Source organism: Pseudanabaena sp. FACHB-2040, assembly GCF_014696715.1.
Lineage (GTDB): Bacteria > Cyanobacteriota > Cyanobacteriia > Phormidesmidales > Phormidesmidaceae > JACVSF01.
On record NZ_JACJQO010000022.1, the window covers coordinates 338,917 to 355,490 of the forward strand.

Here is a 16,574-nt window from a genome sequence, read left to right on the forward strand (position 1 = left end):
ATGATTCGAATTAATGGCGCTCGCCCCGATGCGTCTGCGAATGGTCAGAAGAATGGCAGTGCTAATGGCGATCTCGTCATTAACAGCCAGCCTTCTCGGGGTCAAGAAACCTTTGATAAGCCCGTTATTTTGCGCCAGTCACCCCACTGGTCTAGGGCGGTAGTCTGGGGCATCATGGGCGTTACGGCAGCGACTTTGGGCTGGGCCTGCGTGGCTCAGATTGAGCAGGCAGTACCGGCCCAGGGCAAGCTAGAACCCGAAGGCATTGTGCAGCCAGTACAGGCTCCCGTCGGCGGAGTGATCCAGGCAGTTCACGTGAGCGAAGGACAGGCCGTTGAGGCGGGACAGGTTTTGGTTAGCCTCGACCCGCAGACGACCCAGGCGCAGCTAGCCTCTCTGCAGCAGATCCGCAACAAGCTGCTGGAGGAAAACGCCTACTACCGGGCCCAGCAGTCCAACAATCCGGGGGCACCGATGCCAGCTGACCTCTCTCCCGGCATTGCCCAGCTCACAGGTAATCGGGCTGCTCTCTTAGCCGAAAACGCGCTTTACCGAGCTCAGCTCGGCGGCGACTACACAGGAGCCTCTCTCTCACCGGATGAGCAGCAGCGGTTGAGTACTTCCCTAGATGGCCTCAACTCTCGGCTCAGCATTGCCCAGCTAGAAGTAGACCAGCTAGAGCGCCAGCTCACCCAGGTTAGAGAGCAGCTGGCTAACGCTCGCCAGGCCCTCCAGGTGCAGCAGGACATTTTGGTGCGAATTCAGCCACTCTACGCCAAGGGTGCGATCGCACAAATTCCCTACCTGCAGCAAGAGCAGGAGGTCAACAACCGCCAGAGCGAAGTCAATCGCTTGGTGGAAGAGGAGCAGCGGATCGACCTAGCCATCGTCCAGGCCGAAGAGAAGGCTTACAACACTTTGGTGACCTCTCAAGAGGATATCCAAGCCAAGATCGCCCAAAACACGACCCAGATTGCCAACATCGAAAGCCAGCTGACTAAAACAGCGCTGGAGAATGAAAAGCAGCTGCAGGAAGTCAGCAGCCAGATCGCTCAGCTAGAGCAAACCCTGCTCTACCAGGAGCTGCGGGCCCCGGTGAGTGGCACCGTGTTTAACCTCAAGGCCAATAAAGCCGGGTATGTGGCCAACTCTACCGAGCCAATTCTAGAGATCGTGCCCGGAGATTCGCTGGTAGCGCGGGTCTTTATCACCAACCGCGACATTGGCTTTATCCATACCGGCATGCCCGTTGATGTCAGGATAGACTCCTTCCCCTACAGTGAGTATGGCGACGTCAAAGGCACTGTGGTTAAGATCGCCTCCGACGCGCTGCCCCCAGATCAGGTACACCCCTTCTATCGCTTTCCGGTCGAGGTTGAGCTAGAGCGGCAGGCGCTTGCGCCTGAGGGCGATGCCCTACAGCTGCAGTCAGGCATGTCCATCAGTGCCAACATCCGGACGCGCAAGCGCTCGGTGATTTCCATCGTGACTGACCTGTTCGTTCGGAAGATCGACAGTCTGCAGTCAGGCGGTTAAAAGTAGGGTAAAAACGGAAGCGGAGGGATTTGAACCCTCGAGGGGAGGTTTACTCCCCTACCTCCTTAGCAGGGAGGCGCTTTCAACCTCTCAGCCACGCTTCCAGAAAGGCTTTAGTTAGTTTAGCAGGGTCTAGCCCTGCTAAACCACTATTTGGGGCTTTAAATATTTCAGGGGCTGATTTGGCTAGCGGCGGGAGGTTGCGATCGCAGGCTCAAAGTCCAGCGCCTCGCTGCGCTTGCAGGCAATGTAGCTGAGAATCGCGCCGTAGATCGCCTTACTATTCCCTAGAGAGGTTCTACCAAACAAAGCCCTGCTCCTCCATTAGCAGGAGGGTGTCGCCCGTTCAAGTTTCTATCCTGCAAGCAGGCCCCATAGCCAGAAAAGCTAGCAAGAGAGAACCCCTATGACTGCCGTTCAACCCTCCTCTCAAAACAACGGTCGCAAGATCCGCTACGCCGTTGTTGGCCTGGGCTGGTTTGCCCAGGAAGCCGCTTTGCCCGCCTTTGTCAATGCTGAAAACTCAGAACTGGTCGCCCTCGTTTCCGACGACCCCACCAAGCTCAAAGAACTGAGCCAGCACTACGGCATCCAGCACACCTACTCTTACGAAGAGTATGAAGACTGCCTCACCAGCGGCGAAATTGATGCTGTTTATATCGCTCTGCCCAACCACCTACACTGCGAATACACAGTGCGGGCAGCCAATCAGTCTATTCATGTGCTGTGCGAAAAGCCGATGGCCGTCACTGAAGACGAGTGTGAGCAGATGATTCGTGCTTGCGACAGCAACGGGGTGAAGCTGATGATCGCCTACCGACTACACCTAGAGCCTGCCAACTTGGCTGCGGTGGAAGTTGTGCAGTCGGGCCAGATTGGCGAACCGCGCGTCTTTAACTCGATGTTTTCTCAACAGGTGGAAGCCGGCAATATTCGCATGCGACAGGCCACAGGCGGCGGCACGCTAGACGATATCGGCATCTACTGCATTAATGCGGCTCGCTACCTGTTCCAGGATGAGCCAATAGAGGTCTTTGCAGCGGCTGCCAGCAAAGAAGAACCTCGCTTCTCTGAAGTAGAGGAGATGGCCAGTGCGATTATGCGGTTCCCGAATGAGCGGTTGGCTAGCTTCACCGTCAGCTTTGGGGCTGCCTCTACGTCTACTTATCAAGTCGTGGGCACCGAAGGCGATCTGCGCCTGGACCAGGCTTACAGCTGGCAGGGCGAGATTAAGCATTACCTAACCGTAGGCGGCGAGCAGCAGGAAAAGAGCTTTTCTGACCACGACCAGCTAGCGGCTGAGTTTACCTATTTCTCAGACTGCATTCTGCAAGACAAGGCTCCAGAACCCTCTGGTGCGGAAGGACTGATCGACGTGCGCATCATTCGAGCGCTGTATCGGTCGATTGATCAGGGTGTGCCGGTGCAGATTGAACATAGCGGCAGAAGCGAACGGCCCACTTCCCAACAGGCCATCAAGCGGCCACCCTCTCAAGGCTCCCCCGACCTGATCCACGCCGCCAGCCCTGGCGGTCAATAAACGGTTGAGTTTAAACCTATGGCAATGCACTTGCACAGCCCCGAATTTTCAACGGGGGGCTATATTCCGTTCAAATACACCTGCGATGGCGACGACCTCTCGCCGCCCCTCACCTGGGACAGCCCACCCGAAGGCACCCAGAGCTTTGCCCTGATCGTCAACGACCACGACGCGCCCGATGGCCACTTTACCCACTGGCTGGTCTACAACTTGCCCGACCACCTACGGGAACTGCCAGAGGGGTGGGGCAACCACGACAGGCTGCCAGACGGCATCAAGCAGGGCAAAAATGACTTTGGCAACTTGGGCTTTGGCGGCCCCTGCCCTCCAGAGGGCACTCACCGCTACTTTTTCAAGCTCCATGCCCTCGATCAGCCGGTCGATTTGCCTTCTGGAGCGACCAAGGAAGACCTAAAGCAGGCGATGGAAGGTCACGTGCTCTCTTCGGTAGAGCTGATGGGCCGCTACGGCAAAGCCGAGTTTTAGGGCCGTAAATCCTTCCCCAGCCCAGTAGGGTGCGTTGTCGCCTCGGTGCAACGTACCGACTTGCTAATAAGAGTAATTTTTGGTGAGACTTGGTGCGTTGCGCGTTGCGATCGCAAACCCTACTGGCCTAACATTTATCGCGGTTTCAAATTCCTCATGGGACGAGTTTTGATCTTTCCTGTCCCTTTCCAAGCGGGGAATGGTGGAGCAGCTTTGCCTTAAGAATTCGAAAGCACCAAAACTCATTAGATCAACCAATTCTAAAATTGTTGCCAACCCTTATTAATTCAATCTCTATGGTTGAAGTTCCTAAGCGGTTCTGATACTTTGGGTAATTGCAAGGCTTACGAGCCTAGCGGGAGGAAAGAGTATTGCGAGTACTCAATCCCCCCTAACGTCCCAACTTATCACCGGTAAGCTGACACGCTAGGCTCAATTTTAAGGGCCAGCGTCTCTTTTGCCTACCGAAGGGGCGCTAGCAGCTAAGCCTTGTTTTCCTTCAACACCGCAAGGTAGGTAAAACATGACGACTTCATTAAACCTGGACATCCTCCGGGCAATTCCTTCTGGCAATCAAGAAAAGATCAAGCACATCCTGATGGGTGATTATGAGGCAATCCTCAGCACTCAAGATTTTCTAGCCACAGTTAAGTACGCTGACAAAAAATTCTGGAGTGACCCACAACCCATAGGCACCACTGGAGAATATATCAGCGTTCTAATTAGAAGAAGCGCTTCTAAGCCAGCTTCAAATTAGCCTTCCAAAACTTAACTTAAAAAGCTAGAGCCTCTTCCGAAATCCTTTGGAAGGGGTTTTTGTCGCTCCAATGCTCCGATTGGAATGCACCCCAAAGGCTCCGCCGCCTCAAATTTCGCTATTCTCTGCTCCAGGTGTTTTTTGAGGGGTGCGATCGCAACTACCAATTACATCCCAACAACAGGAGGCAGCGCAATAGTAGAAATACAGGAGGTGGAGCTGTCGAGTAAAGACCCCACTGTTTAGGGTTTAGGCTGCCGCAAGCAAGCCACGACTTGATCTGTGAAAGTATCAATAGAGTTCCGGGCTTTAGCTACTTGGTAACCCAGTTCTGCGCGCCTGCTCGCTTCTTCTGGATGATTTAGCAGGTAGGTAATCGCTTTCTTTAATCCATCTACATCCCCAGGCTTAACAGTTAGCACTATTTCTGGATCAAGGTAGGCGGCCAACCCTTCAGTTTCAGTGGCAATGATGGGCCGCCTGCAAGCCATCGCTTCTAAAAGAGACGACACCCCAGAGGCATATTTGCTTTCAAAGGTGCTGACAACGACAATGTCTGCATCTCGGTAAAGCTGAACCAATTCATGCCAGGGATAAAATTGACGAGTCATATTAGCCGGCAACACATCAGGAAAAGCACGTTGCAACTGCTGTGCGTATTTAGAGAAACCACTGATCCGAACATCAACATCCATATCTTCAGTTGCAGCAGCGATAAGCCGGTAGTCTCGGTTCTCCAAACCTACGCTAGTGATTAAAGGCCGCTTTTTATCAGCAGTAGGGGCTCCAGGGGTAAAAAAGTTAAGATCGACCTTATCCCAAATGAAGCGAACGCGAGATTCAGGCAGATTTAGGTACTTGCACAAGAAATCCTTCTGGTAGAGAGAGCAAACCAGAAACAAATCCGTAGCCTGAAGAACTCGCAGCAACTTAAGCGAGAGACGGCCTCTAGGACGGTCAATATTGTGGGCAAAAGTTACGATGCGAGGGCGGTTCTGCTTGGCTGCGAAGAAAGCAGCCATTGGAATACCGATATCCTCTCCGGGACAGTAAATGACATCGTTCTCATCAAGCTGAGATAAGAGATTTCGGGCAAACCTCCAGTCTTCAGGGCTACCCGCTGTTAAAGATAAAAATTTGTCTTGAAAACTAGGCGCTTTAAAAGGCGCGCTCGGAATGGAAGCCCCCATCTTTTGCCTGATTACACACAAATCTGTCCTTGGGCGCTTTCCTAGCTCCGATTCCTCGCAAATTTTGTCAAAATCTTGCTGATTCCTAACGGCAATATAACAAGTCATGCTTTTTCTGCTTATAACATTAATTTTTATTAGCAACTATTTACTAGATGCGACTTCTCATATAAAAATCATAAACTTTACAAACTAGTAGAGTTTTTAGGCTCGATAAAGTGAGCTTCTAGTAGATAAAGATTTACCTTCATACGACGGCAGTAGGTTGTGAGTTAACTCCGCAAGCTGAATTAGACAGCCTGTACACCCTAATTCGTCGACTCATCCATCAATACCGGTTCTTTTCCCTCGCTCTAGTGCTCTGCGTACAGTGCACTTCAGAGGTTCCGCCGCTTGAGCCAGCAACGGCAGACCTATCCAGAAGGGTTCCCAGGCAAAACCTGATGGCGCTAGGCGAATACCCTTAAAGAAAGCGAAGACCCCTTCTCAATGAGAAAGGGTCTTCGCTTTTTAAGAGCCCGTGACGAGGATTGAACTCGTGACCTCACCCTTACCAAGGGTGTGCTCTACCACTGAGCCACACGGGCGTTGCGTGGATGGGCCGGGCTGGATTTGAACCAGCGTAGGCGTAGCCAGCGGATTTACAGTCCGCCCCCATTAACCGCTCGGGCACCGACCCACTCCGTCCACGATTAGTAATCGTAGCACAGGATGCACTTTGTTTTTGACATCACAAAAAGAAAATTGGATTTTTTTTGAATCCAGCACATAAAAGGGATGGATGAGTGGATGAGTGAGGGAAAGAACAGGCTCAGACCATTCTCCATCCCTCTCCACCCGCTTCCCCTCCACCTGTCTACCCATTCCCCTCAAACTTCTCATAGGCCGCCACAATCCGCTGCACTAGCGGATGGCGGACTACATCGGCCTGACTGAGCTTGCAGAAGGAAATTCCCTCGACGTTGTTGAGAATCTTTTGAGCCACGTCGAGCCCTGAGGATTGGTTGAACGGTAGGTCGGTTTGGGTGGTGTCGCCTGTGACCACCATGCGCGACTGGAAGCCCAATCGGGTCAGCACCATTTTCATCTGGGCTGGAGTGGTGTTTTGCGCCTCATCCAGGATGACAAAAGCATTGCTGAGGGTGCGGCCTCGCATATAGGCTAAGGGGGCTACCTCAATCACGCCGCGCTCCATTAGATTGGGGATCTTCTCAGGGTCGATCACCTCATGGAGGGCATCGTAGAGGGGGCGCAGATAGGGGTTGACCTTCTGCTGCAGGTCGCCGGGCAAAAAGCCCAGCCGTTCCCCCGCTTCAACGGCAGGACGGGTTAAAATCAACCGCTCATACTCGTTGTTTAGGAGCGCCTGAGCCCCCACCATCGCCGCCAAAAAGGTCTTGCCAGTGCCCGCTGGGCCAGAGCAGAAGATTAGGTCTTGCGATCGCAACGCCTTAATATACTGCCGCTGCCGGAACGTTTTAGCCCGAATGATCTCGCCCCGCCGCGTGCGCACGACAACGCTCTGCTGGATGTCCTGCAGTTCATCGAGCTGGTTCGTATCGAGGGCATGGCGAACCGTCATGATGTCGGCGCTAGTCACGATCTGGCCCTGGCCCCACAGCGGCTCCAAGGCCCCGACAATGCGACGGGCTAGCTCAGCACCGTTTTCGGTGCCAGAAATGACTAACTCCTTGCCCCGCAGGGCCAAATTGGCTCCAGTCTGACGGGCAAGGAGTTTGAAGTTTTCGTCTTGATGGCCGGAAAGTGCGATCGCGCTTTCCGTACTGGGCATCTCAATCCGCAAAAGATGTGACATATTAGACGCCTTGCTGAACGGCAAGGCTAATAGCTCAACCGCCGGTCAAGCACTCAATTATCGCTGCCGCCCACGAGGACGGGGAGGAGGGCTCCGGTCAGGAGAACGAGAAGGCCGACCATTGCCTTCATGCTCGCCTGTTGCGTGGTGTTCAGGTTCCCCATACACGTCAAGATGGGCAGACCAGTCCACCAGCTTTGCCGTTGCTTCCACCACCGTTCGGATGGCTTGAATATTGCGTCCGCCCCGCCCAAACACGCGGCCCCGATCCTCCTCCTTAAAGGCAACCCGAATCCAAACCTTAGAGCGGTTTGGGATCAGCTCACAGTCAAGACTGAGCGCTTCTGGCGACTCTAGGAAAGGGCCTATCAAGAACCGGACAAGCCCAACAAAATCCGGGCTACTCATCGCACTTGCAATCTAATGAGGGGGCAGGTTGATCAGACGGTTGACTAGACAGGTGATCAGGACTCAGTCTTGATCTGCTCGAAGACGTTGGCTTTTTGAAGGATGTGCTGCACAGTCTTAGTCGGCTGAGCACCGTTATTCAACCACTTAATGATAGCGGGCACTTCCAGACGAGTTTCGTCGGTGCGGGGGTTGTAGTAACCCAGCTCTTCTAGGGGCCGACCGTCCCGGCGGGCATTGTTTTGCATAGCTACAATCCGGTAGCTAACTTCCCGCTTTTTCCCAAACCGCTTCAGGCGCAACTTAATCATAGACGTGTAACAAGCAACTCTTTAATGTTCGCAAAGGAGTGACAAGACAATAAGCTGCATCCCAACAGGTTGGCCGCAGCTTTAGCCACAAGTTTTTTATTTTAGCACCAAAGACTAAGGAAACTGCCAGAGAATCTGACTGCTCTAGCTCTAGAAGCTATCTAAAGAAGGCATCTTGCAGTGAGCTATCCAACCCTTCTGCCCTCTGCCTTCCATCTTCTGCTTTTTCCCTAAACGCTAGTCTTCGTGCTCATCATAAGGATCAGCCAATTCACGCGAGGGTGGGCCGAAAGAGGTGTATACCGCCATCACAGTGGCAGCAACTAAGACCGTACCCACAGAAATGATAAGAACTGTTGCAGGCTCCATGCTTTTTCTCAGAATGGATATCCCCTACATCCTATAATATTACGGATTATTAAAGTGCTTTTCACAGGGAGACCCATGGCACAGCGGACTCGGTTGGGCGATATCCTCAAGCCCCTCAACTCGGAATACGGTAAAGTCTCGCCGGGTTGGGGCACCACCCCCCTGATGGCTGTCTTTATCGGCCTGTTCTTTGTGTTCCTGCTGATCATCCTTCAGCTATACAACTCCTCCATCGTTTTGGAGAGCTTTGATGTGGACTGGCGCAGCCTAGGTAGATAAATTCTCAGCTGCCCTTTAATAAGCCACTTCAGGCTGTTGGAATCAGGCTTACAGGCTGTAGGCGGATACCAGCAGCCTTTTTGCGAGGCTTTTAATACTTGGTTAGAGACCGGTGTAAGCGGGAGGTGGCGATCTACACTGGTAAAGTCACCGGTCTGCTGTCGTTAAATCAGGCAACCTGCCGAAGCTTGACCATTACAGGAGAGACGCATGAATATTTTTGGGATTGGACTACCGGAGATGGCGCTGATTTTGGTGCTGGCGCTGCTGGTGTTTGGCCCGAAAAAGCTGCCTGAAATCGGTCGCAGCCTGGGCGAAGCAATTCGCGGTTTTCAGAAGGCATCTAAGGAATTTGAGGATGAGTTTAAGAAAGAAGCCGAGCAAATCCAGAAGGGCGTCACTGAACCGATGAAAGCCTCTCTGGAAAAGCCTGAGCCCAGAGCCCTCTCCTCCCAGCCCGCAGCCACAGTAGCCCCAGCCGAAGCCAAAGAGGAAGCGCTAGAGGCTGAGCTGATAGAAGATGAAAAAGCGGCTGAAAACAGTCAGACTGCTTAATTCATCAGGGCGTTTGGCCCGCTTTAGTGATTGAGCATTTAGCAAGTAAGTATCTAGAGCATTCTCACAGTTCGTCGAAGTATGGTCGACACCCCTGTTCCCAATCTGGTGGTGCCCCGCTTAATTGTGGGGCTAGGCAATCCGGGTGATAAATACGCGGGCACTCGCCACAATATTGGCTTTGAAATTTTAGAGGCTCTGTCGAAGCGGTGGCAGATTTCCCTGAAGGAAGACCGCAGGTTTCAGGGAGCGTATGGCGATGGTTTGGCCCCTGGTAATGCTAAGGTCAGCCTGCTCAAGCCCTCGACCTATATGAATCGCTCTGGTCAGTCCATGCGCTCGGTCATTGACTGGTTCAAGATTGCGCCTGAGTCAGTGCTGGTAATTTACGACGATATGGATTTGCCCATTGGCAAACTGCGCCTGCGTCTATCTGGTTCTGCCGGGGGGCACAACGGCATGAAGTCGGCGATTGCCCACCTAAGCACCCAGGAATTTCCCCGTCTGCGCGTCGGCATTGGCAGCACAAACAAGACAGGCGACCGCGACAGCGCTGTAGTCTCCCACGTGTTGGGCAAATTTTCCCCTACCGAACGTCAGCAGATGGATGCCGTGGTGTATGAAGCGGCTAAAGCCATTGAGATGAGTCTCAAAGAAGGCGTCGAAAAGGCGATGAGCCTGTATAACGGGCGCGAGATTACGGTGTAGCTAGAGCTAGCCTCAAAGGAAAACCCTTAGAAAAAATTGGGGCAGTTCTCAGCAGCAGAAGTATGGGCTGTGTGGTTGCATGCAGTCTGTCTGCCTGTAGTTTATTGAGGAGCCTCGCCATCTCCCGTCTCTTCTGGAGCCAGCACGGTTAGCGATTCCACAATCTGTACTGCTTCTTCGGGGGAAATGTCCTGGCAGGGAGGCTGGTCAGGAAAGGTGCTGTTGATATAGCTGGCTCCGATCAGGCGGTATGCCCCAGACGTGGCCACAAGCCAGTCGGTGTAAAGCTGGGGGTCGGGGAATTGCGATCGCAACTCCCCATCCTCGTACAGCCCATAATTCAGGCCATAACTTTGGTCAGCAAACAGGGGCGGATCGATTGGCAACCGGTTCTCAGTAACCGGCACATCCCCAATGCGGCTGGCCGCAAATTCTATGGCAAAGCAGCGGTTAGCGCCGTCTCGGTAAACAATGGCATAGGCAGCGCCTTCATCCAACTCGTTGCCAGCAACAGACCTACCTCGAATATCTACCACCGAGAACGTGGGCGGCACCTGGCCAGGGGCGACAACTTGCACTCCCAAAGCATTGAGTTGACTAGTCTGCTCAGGCGTAAGCTGAGCTAAAAAAGCCCCTTGCGGCGGCGGGGGCGGCGGCAAGGCAGCTTCAGGTTCTCCCAACGGAGCTGTAGCCTGATCAGAAGGATTAGGAGAACCCTCACAGGCTCCTAAGAGAAAAGTCAACCCTATAACAACGCCGATCCCACGCAACTGTCCCATACGGTATCCGCAGTACTCACCTCTCTAACGCTACACCGCTAGGGGGCAGGGGGAGACGCGCAGAGGGGGAAACGCGGGAAGACAGGGAGGGGGGAAAGAGTATAACAAGTCCCGCGTCCTCCTGTCCTAATACGGCCTACCGTCCTTGTGTGTAATCACCCAACCACTCGGGCTGGCGGTAGCCTGCAGATCATCATCGGGGTAGTGGACCTGGTCGTTGGGGGTGCGATCGCCAATTTCCAAATACAGGGCTGGGGCGCTGAAACGGTTTACTAGCTGGTGGCCGTTGGCTTGATCGGCTGGGAACCCGGCCATTGCGCCTGCCGTTAGTATTTGTTCGCCCTCATCGGTCACTAGGGTTAAACGGCCCGAAATCACGTAAACAAATTCGTCCTGCTTTTCGTGCCAGTGGCGCAGTGCAGAGGCGCTGCCGGGAGCCAGCGTGACCAGGTTAACGCCGAAGTTCCGCAGTCCGGCAGCATCTCCCACCCGCTGTTTGACCCGTCCGGCTATCAATGCCTTAAACGGGTCTGGGTAAACGGTGCCGGTGTGCTGGGGAACGGCCTGTAGGTCGATAATCATGACGGGTCCTGCTTGAGAAAACGGAGTAGAAGTAATTTAGCTGCTTCGCTAAAGAGGATCTATCGGCAGCTTAAATAACTGCTGAGGGCAATGCCTTAAACGTCTGAATAGTCTAGATTGCGACAGCTCAGTACGGCGGAAGCTGGCATACTAGACGGCATCAGCGCTCTGATCAGGCGTTCTAGATATGCTGCAGCGATTTTGGCGGAGCTGGCGTTACCGTTTTCTCGCGATTTGGGTGGCTATCGGCATAGGTCTCCTATCTTCGATTGCGGCTTCGGCGGAGGTGGACCGTTTTTTTTCAGAAGATCAGATCGAAGCCTACCAGCTAACTCGTCTTTCCCTGGCTGATGAGGTAATTCTGGGCCAGGTGATCGATGCCCAGATAAAGCAGGAAGGATTGGCCTTCTACACTGGTAGCTCCAACCTTTCAGACTTTGTCGTTGGGGTGGGGCAGCGTTTGGCCGCCGCTTGTGACGGGCGGGCCATGCCCTATACGTTTCAAGTTTTGGAAGACGAAGGCATTAACGCCTTTGCCACTGTAGGCGGCTTTGTTTACATCAATTTAGGGCTGATTCGTGCGGCTGAAAACGAAGCGGAACTAGCCTTTGTGCTGGCCCATGAGATCGGCCACATAGTCGGGCGACACGGAGTCCACCAGCTCTGGCAGGAGCTAACGGCCCAAGCGCTGGCCCAAAGCCAATCCGAAAAGCGCCAAACGATCGTCGATGCTGGGAGCCGATTGAGACGGCTATCGCGCAGCTTACTCGATGAGTATGATGCCGACAAACTTGGTTTTCAATGTCTAGATCAAGCAGGGTACGCCCAATCTGGCGTGGTGACCATCCTACGCAAAATTATCGCAGACGAGAGATCTGCTGCAGAGCTGGCCAGCCTCCATCCTTTTCTGGAGCGCCGAGTCGAGCAACTGGCTCATCTGCTGGCATCGGTGGCACATCCGGAGATAGGGGACGGTCTGAATCAGCTAGATTACGAAGCTCACATTTGGCCGCTGATTCGGTCTCTATAGGTCTATTTGGACAGCGTTTCAGGTAGCCTGCTCCTAGATAATGCCTCCTCAGCAAAAAGACTGCACCTTCGAGGACTGACTATATCCCTCAAGCGCTAGATACCTCTTCCTTGGCTGTTTCAGCATTCTGAAAATAGCGGTTCGTCAGGAAGGGGGAAATATGGTTTGGGTCAGCAATCATCTATTTTGGCCAGCAAAGCAGCAGGCAGGCTGTGGTGCTGGTCAGCGAACACCTCAAAGATCGGTTCTTTGTGCGATCGCAAGCGGTCTTTGTCTAGGCATTTTAGGAACCGTTCTACCTGCCGCAGCCCTGACCCTGCCAGTAGAGGCTGACTCTCAAGCTGCCCCTGCTGATAGTGACGGCCTTAGCCCCAGCATTACTGCTGTCTTGCACAATGTTGTGCGCTATGTGCAGGTAGGAGACATCTTTGATCAGGAGGAGGTTGAGATCGGGCAGCAAATCAATCAGAGGCTGTTGACTTACCCATATTCCCGCTATGAGGAAAGCGTAGTTAACCAATACGTTGATCGGGTAGGACAGGACCTAGTTGCAGTCAGCCACCCCCGTGAGATTCCCTACACCTTTCAAGTTTTAGAAAGCGATCGCATTGATGCTTTCTCGATACCAGGGGGCTTTATCTATGTCACGACGGGTCTGCTGCAGACCCTCGAAAATGAAGCTCAACTAGCTGCCGTCTTATCTCACGAAATTGCTCACGTTAATCAACGGCACAACATTCAAACATTGAAGCGCTGGGCCGTAGACCAAGGTACTGCTGAAGCTGCCAGTGTTGACTCAAGTGCCTTAGCTGATATTGGTTATCAGATAGCAGTTAGCCAGCCCCGCAGCCGCGAGTTTGAGTCTGAAGCTGATCGCTTTGGGCTCAGCATTTTGAGAAACGCTGGATACCCTCAGACGGCCTTTATCACTTTGCTTGAGCAGCTGGTAGAGGCCCCCGGATCTTCCGAATTTTTGTCTGACTCTTCAAGTCAGCAAAATCGCATCACGGCTTTAAGAAGGCAGATTCAGCCAACAGCAGGAACCCCTTATCTGGGCTTGAATTTAATCGAGTACCAGCAAAGAATGCTGCCTTTGGTTAGAAGCGGTCAATCGTTTTGAGCCGTTTGCGGTCTATCTCAATGCCTACCTTTAAACGGAGAAGATATTCCCTCGATCGGGGGAAGGCTAAAGTACGTTGTTTTGGCACTATAGATACAGATTGACGCTGCAAAACGCTTTTAGTTTAAGTTCAAGTTTTGTAGCCCTTCTACTGTTGTAATCTTTTTGGAGATAATACAGTATGGCTACTGGAAATTATCAATATCAGCACGCGGTTGGCTTGTTTTCATCCCATCGCGACGCAGAAATCGCCCTACACCAGCTAAGAGATGCTGGTTTTAACATGGACAAGATTTCTGTCGTATCCCGCACCGAGGGCGGCAATGGCTCCCACAACGGCCCTAATGCAGATAAGAGCGATCAGATCGCAGGCGGGGCTGGAGCCGGAGCCACTGCAGGGGCCGCTACCGGTGGACTCATGGGCTTAATTGGCAGCCTGGGTGTATTGGCCATTCCTGGAATCGGGCCTGCTGCTGAAGTCGGGATCATCTTAGCTAACACGCTGCTAGGCGGCGGTATTGGTGCTGCTGGTGGTGGTCTGATCGGCGCTCTGGTTGGCTGGGGTGTGCCCGAAGATCAGGCAAATTACTACAACGATCGGGTGACTCAGCATGGCGACTACCTGATTTTGGTCGAAGGAACCGAGCAGGACATGCGCAATGCTCAATCTGTTCTTAGCAACTACGGCATTCGCGACTGGAATATCTACGGTTCGGCCGGTGCTCAAACCGCAGCAGGCATGCCCAAAAGCTTCTAGGACATTCAACTTAGGGGCACTAACCCAGTAATTTAGATTCTTAGGGCTCTCATATGAGAGCCCTTTCACGTGTTGTGCCAAATTTCTAGGCTACCTGGAGTAATTCCTAGGCGGGAGGGATTTGCTTTACCGTAAGTTAATAAAGTGAGGAGTCTGGTTTTGGCCCACTCTTTGTTAATTCGACCCAGTACCCTAAAACTCCTTGATGTAGGGCATTTCACCTCGGCAGGCGGTAGGCAATGTCTTTTGACTCATTTTCCCTGGCTTTGATTACCCCTGAACAGGTTTTGGAGTTGGTGGGTGCGATCGCAAGCCGCATCAAACCTGCGTTAGATCTGGAGGCTCTGCTCCAGAATACGGCTGATGCTGTTAGAGACTTGTTGCAAACCGATCGGGTACTGGTCTACCGTTTTCTGCCCGAGGGCGATGCGGTAATCGCCGTAGAGTCAGTAGGGCCAGAATGGCAACCCCTGCTAGGGCAGCTGATCTACGATCCCTGCTTTGCTGCTGGATGGGTTGAGCACTATCGGCAGGGCCGAATTTGCGTCATCCCCGATGTGCAAAATAGTGCCCTCCTGGCTTGTCATCGAGAACTCCTAATCCGGGTGCAGGTGCAGGCTAACCTAGTCGTGCCCGTTTTGGCGGAAGACAGCTTGTGGGCGCTGCTGATCGTTCATCACTGCCGCAGTCCTAGGCCGTGGCAGTCTGTGGAGATCGAGCTAGTGCGGCAGGTCGCTCTGCAGCTAGGATCAGCCGTTAGCCAGGTAGAGCTGCGGCAGCAGTTCCGCAATATTGCAGACAGTTTGCCTGGCGTGATTTACCGATATCTCCAGCATCCAGACGGGCAGGAAGAATTTACCTACATCAGCGCCAACAGTGTTGATCTTTGGGAAGCCACGGCTGAAGACATCAAGCAAGTCCCCTCGACGGTTTGGCAGCAGGTTCACCCCGAGGATCGGCTTGGGCTACAAGAGTCAATTCAGCGTAGCATTGAGCTCGATCAGCCCCGGCTTTGGACATGGGAATGGCGCATTATCACGCCTTCCGGCGTTTTGAAGTGGCTAGAGGGGCGGGCTCACGGAGAGGTCGCTCCCAACGGGAGCATTACCTGGGACGGTGTCATTATCGATATCAGCCAGCGCAAGTGGGTCGAAGCCGCCCTGCGGCAGCGGGCCGATCAGGAAGAGCTGCTGCGCCGCATTACAATTCGTCTGCGCGAGTCGCTAGATCTGACTCAAGTCTTGGCAACCACTGTTACCGAGGTGCAGCAGACTCTGCAGGCCGACCGGGTCTTGATTGTAAGGCTTACCGATGGCTTAGGAGAGGTGATCCAAGCGGCGGTGCTGCCGCCCTTCTCACCCATTGAGCCGCAGCAGTGGCCCCAGGAATGCCTCCCAGAAGACTGGTATGAGTTCTACCGGCAGAGCCAGCCGCGCATTGTGCCAGATATTTATACCGATGGCCGGGGAGCCTGCATGGTGGAATTTCTCCATGCTCTAGAAGTTAAGTCAAAGGTCGTCGCTCCCATCGTTCAGAGCCGTAGAGACGAGTCTCATCTGGTTTGGGGCCTGCTGATTGTTCATGCCTGCAGCGACTATCGCCAGTGGCAACCGGCTGAGGCCGAGCTGCTCCAGCAGATTGCTAACCAGCTTGCGATCGCAATTCAGCAGTCAGAGCTTTACCAGCGGCTACAGCAGGCCAATCAAGAACTAGAGCAAATCTCCACCACCGACTCTCTCACCCAGCTCGCCAACCGTCGCCGCTTTGATGAATACCTGCGGCGGGAGTGGCAGCGGCTAGCCCGCGAGCAGGCCCCTATTGCCCTAATTCTTTGCGATGTCGACTATTTCAAGCTCTATAACGACACCTACGGACACTCTGCGGGCGACGCCTGCCTGACCCAAATTGCCCAAGCCATCAGCCAGGCGATCAAGCGCCCCAGTGACTTGGCTGCCCGGTATGGGGGAGAAGAGTTTGCCGTTGTTCTGCCCAATACGCATCAATCGGGTGCCCTAAAAATTGCCCAAGCGATTCGTCGCCGTCTAGCCCGCCTGCAAATTCCCCATGCAGCCTCTCCAGTACAGGCCCAGATTACCCTCAGCTTTGGCATTGCTGTCGCGGCTATGCCCCCCGTCGCCACCGCCCCACAGATCCTGATTGAAGCTGCCGATCAGGCCCTTTACCAGGCCAAAGCCGAGGGCCGCAATCGCTACAGCGTGGCCCCACCCATCTCACCCTAAAGCAGAAGCTTTAAAGCCGAGGCCTCAAAGTAGAGGTACTCAGTAGCGGATCAAGGGAGGCAGCCCTCTATGGAAACCGAAGCCCTTCTCACACCCATACACCCTTCACCC

General features: G+C 53.6%; 19 protein-coding genes and 3 tRNA genes. 11 read left to right on the forward strand and 11 right to left on the reverse strand.

The annotated features are described in order from the left end of the window. Nucleotides 1-1,536, forward strand: a complete 1,536-nt coding sequence (locus H6G13_RS24510; protein WP_190487828.1) for an HlyD family efflux transporter periplasmic adaptor subunit — start codon at nt 1-3, stop codon at nt 1,534-1,536. A gap of 14 nt (nt 1,537-1,550) precedes the next feature. On the opposite strand, the gene H6G13_RS24515 is transcribed toward H6G13_RS24510, so the two are convergent. Together H6G13_RS24515 and H6G13_RS29270 are read right to left on the reverse strand one after the other, a co-directional pair. Then, nucleotides 1,551-1,640: transfer RNA gene (locus H6G13_RS24515), tRNA-Ser, on the reverse strand. Between the two features lie 82 nt (nt 1,641-1,722). Beyond that, nucleotides 1,723-1,845, reverse strand: a complete 123-nt coding sequence (locus H6G13_RS29270; RefSeq protein WP_277882548.1) for a hypothetical protein — start codon at nt 1,843-1,845, stop codon at nt 1,723-1,725. 97 nt (nt 1,846-1,942) lie between these two features. Between H6G13_RS29270 and H6G13_RS24520 the strand changes: the two genes are divergently transcribed. The 3 genes from H6G13_RS24520 (at nt 1,943) to H6G13_RS24530 (ending at nt 4,319) form a co-directional block, all read left to right on the forward strand. Beyond that, nucleotides 1,943-3,076: a Gfo/Idh/MocA family oxidoreductase gene (locus H6G13_RS24520; protein ID WP_190487830.1), complete on the forward strand. Its 1,134-nt coding sequence runs from the start codon at nt 1,943-1,945 to the stop codon at nt 3,074-3,076. 24 nt (nt 3,077-3,100) lie between these two features. Continuing rightward, complete coding sequence (locus H6G13_RS24525) at nt 3,101-3,562, forward strand: YbhB/YbcL family Raf kinase inhibitor-like protein (protein WP_190488325.1); 462 nt, start codon at nt 3,101-3,103, stop codon at nt 3,560-3,562. A 523-nt stretch (nt 3,563-4,085) separates the two neighbouring features. Further along, the gene (locus H6G13_RS24530; protein WP_190487832.1) at nt 4,086-4,319 is read left to right on the forward strand and encodes a hypothetical protein; all 234 of its coding nucleotides are present in this window, start codon (nt 4,086-4,088) and stop codon (nt 4,317-4,319) included. Between the two features lie 242 nt (nt 4,320-4,561). Here H6G13_RS24530 and H6G13_RS24535 read toward each other — a convergent pair whose 3' ends face one another. The 7 genes from H6G13_RS24535 to psbN all read right to left on the reverse strand — a co-directional run bounded on the left by H6G13_RS24535 (nt 4,562) and on the right by psbN (nt 8,413). Further along, nucleotides 4,562-5,653, reverse strand: a complete 1,092-nt coding sequence (locus tag H6G13_RS24535; protein ID WP_199306673.1) for a glycosyltransferase family 4 protein — start codon at nt 5,651-5,653, stop codon at nt 4,562-4,564. Between the two features lie 371 nt (nt 5,654-6,024). After that, nucleotides 6,025-6,096, reverse strand: a tRNA-Thr gene (locus tag H6G13_RS24540). A 10-nt stretch (nt 6,097-6,106) separates the two neighbouring features. Next, nucleotides 6,107-6,188 (reverse strand) — tRNA-Tyr (locus H6G13_RS24545). A gap of 177 nt (nt 6,189-6,365) precedes the next feature. Beyond that, the gene (locus tag H6G13_RS24550; RefSeq protein ID WP_190487834.1) at nt 6,366-7,325 is read right to left on the reverse strand and encodes a PhoH family protein; all 960 of its coding nucleotides are present in this window, start codon (nt 7,323-7,325) and stop codon (nt 6,366-6,368) included. 57 nt (nt 7,326-7,382) lie between these two features. Then, a complete protein-coding gene (locus H6G13_RS24555; protein WP_190487836.1) occupies nt 7,383-7,733 on the reverse strand; it encodes a KH domain-containing protein in 351 nt (116 codons plus the stop codon). Nucleotides 7,734-7,789: 56 nt separating this feature from the next. Continuing rightward, the gene (gene rpsP / locus H6G13_RS24560) at nt 7,790-8,044 is read right to left on the reverse strand and encodes a 30S ribosomal protein S16 (protein WP_190487838.1); all 255 of its coding nucleotides are present in this window, start codon (nt 8,042-8,044) and stop codon (nt 7,790-7,792) included. Between the two features lie 237 nt (nt 8,045-8,281). Then, nucleotides 8,282-8,413, reverse strand: coding sequence for a photosystem II reaction center protein PsbN (psbN, locus tag H6G13_RS24565; RefSeq protein WP_190487840.1), 132 nt, complete (start codon nt 8,411-8,413; stop codon nt 8,282-8,284). 75 nt (nt 8,414-8,488) lie between these two features. Between psbN and psbH the strand changes: the two genes are divergently transcribed. The 3 genes from psbH (at nt 8,489) to pth (ending at nt 9,955) form a co-directional block, all read left to right on the forward strand. After that, nucleotides 8,489-8,692: a photosystem II reaction center protein PsbH gene (gene psbH / locus H6G13_RS24570; RefSeq protein WP_190487842.1), complete on the forward strand. Its 204-nt coding sequence runs from the start codon at nt 8,489-8,491 to the stop codon at nt 8,690-8,692. Nucleotides 8,693-8,902: 210 nt separating this feature from the next. Further along, on the forward strand, nt 8,903-9,247 hold the full coding sequence (locus H6G13_RS24575; RefSeq protein WP_190487844.1) for a TatA/E family twin arginine-targeting protein translocase: 345 nt from the start codon (nt 8,903-8,905) through the stop codon (nt 9,245-9,247). An 81-nt stretch (nt 9,248-9,328) separates the two neighbouring features. After that, nucleotides 9,329-9,955, forward strand: coding sequence for an aminoacyl-tRNA hydrolase (gene pth / locus H6G13_RS24580; RefSeq protein ID WP_190487846.1), 627 nt, complete (start codon nt 9,329-9,331; stop codon nt 9,953-9,955). A 101-nt stretch (nt 9,956-10,056) separates the two neighbouring features. On the opposite strand, the gene H6G13_RS24585 is transcribed toward pth, so the two are convergent. Beyond that, nucleotides 10,057-10,734 (reverse strand): hypothetical protein, encoded by a 678-nt coding sequence (locus tag H6G13_RS24585; RefSeq protein WP_190487848.1) that lies wholly within the window; start codon nt 10,732-10,734, stop codon nt 10,057-10,059. Between the two features lie 126 nt (nt 10,735-10,860). Next, entirely contained in the window at nt 10,861-11,316 is a 456-nt protein-coding gene (locus H6G13_RS24590; RefSeq protein WP_190487850.1) for a cupin domain-containing protein, read from the reverse strand. Between the two features lie 187 nt (nt 11,317-11,503). Here H6G13_RS24590 and H6G13_RS24595 point away from each other — a divergent pair, with 187 nt between their 5' ends. The 4 genes from H6G13_RS24595 to H6G13_RS24610 all read left to right on the forward strand — a co-directional run bounded on the left by H6G13_RS24595 (nt 11,504) and on the right by H6G13_RS24610 (nt 16,463). Further along, nucleotides 11,504-12,346, forward strand: a complete 843-nt coding sequence (locus H6G13_RS24595; RefSeq protein WP_190487851.1) for a M48 family metalloprotease — start codon at nt 11,504-11,506, stop codon at nt 12,344-12,346. A gap of 160 nt (nt 12,347-12,506) precedes the next feature. Beyond that, nucleotides 12,507-13,466, forward strand: a complete 960-nt coding sequence (locus tag H6G13_RS24600; RefSeq protein WP_190487853.1) for a M48 family metalloprotease — start codon at nt 12,507-12,509, stop codon at nt 13,464-13,466. A 181-nt stretch (nt 13,467-13,647) separates the two neighbouring features. Next, on the forward strand, nt 13,648-14,223 hold the full coding sequence (locus H6G13_RS24605) for a hypothetical protein (protein WP_190487855.1): 576 nt from the start codon (nt 13,648-13,650) through the stop codon (nt 14,221-14,223). 239 nt (nt 14,224-14,462) lie between these two features. Next, nucleotides 14,463-16,463, forward strand: a complete 2,001-nt coding sequence (locus H6G13_RS24610) for a sensor domain-containing diguanylate cyclase (protein ID WP_190487857.1) — start codon at nt 14,463-14,465, stop codon at nt 16,461-16,463. The last annotated feature ends 111 nt before the right edge of the window (nt 16,464-16,574 follow it).

What these genes read in the sequence shown, in the direction of transcription:
- H6G13_RS24610 (WP_190487857.1), top strand. Translation starts at nt 14,463, where the DNA reads ATGTCTTTTGACTCATTTTCCCTGGCTTTGATTACCCCTGAACAGGTT.
- H6G13_RS24590 (WP_190487850.1), bottom strand. Translation starts at nt 11,316, where the DNA reads ATGATTATCGACCTACAGGCCGTTCCCCAGCACACCGGCACCGTTTAC.
- pth (WP_190487846.1), top strand. Translation starts at nt 9,329, where the DNA reads ATGGTCGACACCCCTGTTCCCAATCTGGTGGTGCCCCGCTTAATTGTG.
- H6G13_RS24605 (WP_190487855.1), top strand. Translation starts at nt 13,648, where the DNA reads ATGGCTACTGGAAATTATCAATATCAGCACGCGGTTGGCTTGTTTTCA.
- H6G13_RS24530 (WP_190487832.1), top strand. Translation starts at nt 4,086, where the DNA reads ATGACGACTTCATTAAACCTGGACATCCTCCGGGCAATTCCTTCTGGC.
- rpsP (WP_190487838.1), bottom strand. Translation starts at nt 8,044, where the DNA reads ATGATTAAGTTGCGCCTGAAGCGGTTTGGGAAAAAGCGGGAAGTTAGC.
- H6G13_RS24520 (WP_190487830.1), top strand. Translation starts at nt 1,943, where the DNA reads ATGACTGCCGTTCAACCCTCCTCTCAAAACAACGGTCGCAAGATCCGC.
- H6G13_RS24510 (WP_190487828.1), top strand. Translation starts at nt 1, where the DNA reads ATGATTCGAATTAATGGCGCTCGCCCCGATGCGTCTGCGAATGGTCAG.
- psbN (WP_190487840.1), bottom strand. Translation starts at nt 8,413, where the DNA reads ATGGAGCCTGCAACAGTTCTTATCATTTCTGTGGGTACGGTCTTAGTT.
- H6G13_RS24595 (WP_190487851.1), top strand. Translation starts at nt 11,504, where the DNA reads ATGCTGCAGCGATTTTGGCGGAGCTGGCGTTACCGTTTTCTCGCGATT.
- H6G13_RS24575 (WP_190487844.1), top strand. Translation starts at nt 8,903, where the DNA reads ATGAATATTTTTGGGATTGGACTACCGGAGATGGCGCTGATTTTGGTG.
- H6G13_RS24550 (WP_190487834.1), bottom strand. Translation starts at nt 7,325, where the DNA reads ATGTCACATCTTTTGCGGATTGAGATGCCCAGTACGGAAAGCGCGATC.
- H6G13_RS24585 (WP_190487848.1), bottom strand. Translation starts at nt 10,734, where the DNA reads ATGGGACAGTTGCGTGGGATCGGCGTTGTTATAGGGTTGACTTTTCTC.
- psbH (WP_190487842.1), top strand. Translation starts at nt 8,489, where the DNA reads ATGGCACAGCGGACTCGGTTGGGCGATATCCTCAAGCCCCTCAACTCG.
- H6G13_RS24600 (WP_190487853.1), top strand. Translation starts at nt 12,507, where the DNA reads ATGGTTTGGGTCAGCAATCATCTATTTTGGCCAGCAAAGCAGCAGGCA.
- H6G13_RS24525 (WP_190488325.1), top strand. Translation starts at nt 3,101, where the DNA reads ATGCACTTGCACAGCCCCGAATTTTCAACGGGGGGCTATATTCCGTTC.
- H6G13_RS24555 (WP_190487836.1), bottom strand. Translation starts at nt 7,733, where the DNA reads ATGAGTAGCCCGGATTTTGTTGGGCTTGTCCGGTTCTTGATAGGCCCT.